Below are 2,762 nucleotides of genomic sequence, written 5' to 3'. Positions count from 1 at the left end.
AACTCGCCGCGGCGAGTTTTTTTATATCCTTTCTAAAGCTTGCTCCAGATCTTCTTTTAGATCCTCCCAAGCTTCAAGACCAACGGATAGCCTGAGTAAATTAGAGCCTATGCCCATTTTCAGCCTTTCTTGTTCGGGCACAACCGCATGGGTCATAGTTGCCGGGTGTTGGATTAAGGTTTCCGTGTCTCCAAGACTAACGGCAATTTTAATGATTTTCAAATGATTCATAAACTGCTGTGCTGTTTGTTTAGAACCTTTAAGAGAAAATGCAATCAAGCCGCCCGGCTGTTTCATTTGTTTTTTCATAATGGGATAATCTTTATGCTCCTTGTCACCTGGATAATAGATTGATTCGACCTTAGGATGGCATCTAAGGAATTCAAATAACTTATAAGCGTTTTCGGTATGACGATCCATTCGAACAGCCAATGTTTTTATTCCCCGAAGCAACAGCCAGGCATCAAATGGCGAAATGATTCCCCCAATATCCTTCTGTGTGGTCCTTGAAACCTTCTGAATCCATTCTTTCTTTCCAACAACAAGTCCAGCAATGACATCACCATGTCCGCAAATATATTTTGTTGCACTATGAATAACAATATCGCAGCCTAAGGTAATGGGGGTTTGTAGGTAGGGGGAGCAGAAAGTGTTATCAACAACTACTGGAATTCCTTTTTTCTTAGCGATAGATGCGACCATTTCGAGGTCAACTAACTTCATAGTAGGATTAATGGGAGTTTCGATATAAATACAAGCCGTATTTGGCCTTATTTCTCTTTCTAATGAGGCTAAAGAATCCATGCTGGAAAAATCATGGTCAATCTCATATTTTTCCTTTAATAATTGTAACAGTCCGAAAGTACACCCATAAACACCTTGGGAGCATAAAATATGATCTCCTGTTTTGGTTAATGAGATTATTACAGCGCTAACGGCTGCCATTCCAGATGCAAAGGCCAAACCAGCTTCTGCTTTTTCCAAAACGGCTATTCGATCTTCAAGCATTTTTATAGTTGGATTACCTAATCTTGAATAAATAAAACCATCTTCTTGTCCGGCAAATCTTTTTTCACCTATTTCAGCACTTGTAAATGTGAAAGTAGATGTTTGATACAAGGGTGGCACAAGGCTCGCTTGATGCTGACCATCTTGATAGCCGGCATGAATGACTTCCGTTTCAAATCGGTTTTTTTTATCCTCCAAAGTTTCTCCTCCTAATTGGAAACGTTTTCTTAATCTACTATATTATATGTCTCTTAACACCATAAAGGCACCCAAATTAATGGGTACCTCAGCCTGCTTCTTTATTATAATCTGCCTGAGTAACAACTTTGTTTTTACCAGTTTCCTTTGCGAAATAAAGGGCTTCATCGGCACGTTTAAATAGTGCCTGATAAGTGTCGGGATAATCCTGATGCCAATAAGAGACACCGCAGGAAACGGTGACATGGGGAGTAGAAGTTTCGTTTACCATCACGACTAATCTCTCTGCAATGGACACTCCTTCCTCCAATGAAACACCTGGAAGATAAATGGCCAGCTCTTCTCCGCCCCAGCGCGCGCCAATATCATTTTTTCTAATCCCAGATTTTATTAATATTGCTACCTGGACTAAGACTTCATCACCAATTTGATGCCCGAAAGAATCATTGACTTTTTTAAAATTGTCAAGGTCGACCAAGATAAAGGTCCCTTCCTCGTCTTCTCTCATTGATTGTTGAATCTTTTCATCTAAAAATTTACGAGAATGCAGTTTTGTAAGATGGTCAGTTATGACTAGTCTACTTAATTCTTCACGAAGCAACGTGTTGGTGAGAGCCAAAGATGAATGCTGGATAAGTGACTGTAACAGCTTAAAGGCTTCAAAAGAAAAGAAATAGGGTTTATGATGCATAACGATGGAAAAACCCCTTAAAATTTCGTTCTGAAAAACCGGTATCGCCATTACAGAATGGAAATTTTTAAAATCAACGATTTTATGTAAATTAACATCTCCGATAAAAAGTGGTTCTGGATCTAAGAGAAATTTTTTCTTTATATAATCCAGATAAATTCGAGCCTGCTTTGAAAAAAAGTAACGAGTGGTTCCATGGAGTATCTTTACCGTCGTTTGATCATCTGAAACAAGGAAAAAACCAACTTCCTCCGCTTCGAATGATGCTTTAATTTGATCTGAAACATAAGACATTTTTTCCGCAAGGCGAGAGTTTGAGTTTAGGCGTTGGGAAGTATCATTAAGAAGTTTTAAATTTGAAATCACTTGATGGTTCTGCTGGTAAAGCCGTGCGTTTTCCAAGGCGGATCCTGCACAATTGGTAAATAACGTAATAAACTCAATCTCTTCATCCGGGAATGTGATGGAATCAGGAACAATGATTTGCAAAACCCCGTAAATCCCTTGTCTTCCCTTTAACGGGGCATATAGAATGGCATGCTGCTCATCCGAGGAATATTCAAACTGATTAATCCCGGTGGTATAAGCAGTAACTACGGCGAAATTGTCACTATCATAATCAATTTCCATAATCGGTAAGTCATTGTGACAATGTGTATCATGCGATAACAATAAAATATAGGAGTAGTTTGGATAAACCTCTTTGAGGATGACAAATAATTCACCCAGCAAGAGATCCGCATTCATGGTTGAATGAAGTTTCTCTGATATATGGAATAATTTTTTATATCTCTCTAATTGATTTTGTAACACACCCATTTATCTCCACCTATTTTTCTCTATCTTTAATTCCAAATATATACAT

General features: G+C 38.4%; 2 protein-coding genes. Both read right to left on the bottom strand.

Going from position 1 to position 2,762, the window contains the following annotated elements; translation table 11 throughout:
- Positions 1 to 21: 21 nt before the first annotated feature.
- On the bottom strand, positions 22 to 1,206 hold the full coding sequence (megL, locus tag V7083_RS10610) for a methionine gamma-lyase (RefSeq protein ID WP_335477495.1): 1,185 nt from the start codon (positions 1,204 to 1,206) through the stop codon (positions 22 to 24).
- A gap of 88 nt (positions 1,207 to 1,294) precedes the next feature.
- Positions 1,295 to 2,716, bottom strand: a complete 1,422-nt coding sequence (locus tag V7083_RS10605; protein WP_335477494.1) for a sensor domain-containing diguanylate cyclase — start codon at positions 2,714 to 2,716, stop codon at positions 1,295 to 1,297.
- Positions 2,717 to 2,762 lie beyond the last annotated feature (46 nt).

The organism is Bacillus sp. JJ1764 (assembly GCF_036962145.1).
GTDB lineage: Bacteria > Bacillota > Bacilli > Bacillales > Cytobacillaceae > Neobacillus.
This window is presented reverse-complemented; position numbering and strand designations above follow the sequence as displayed.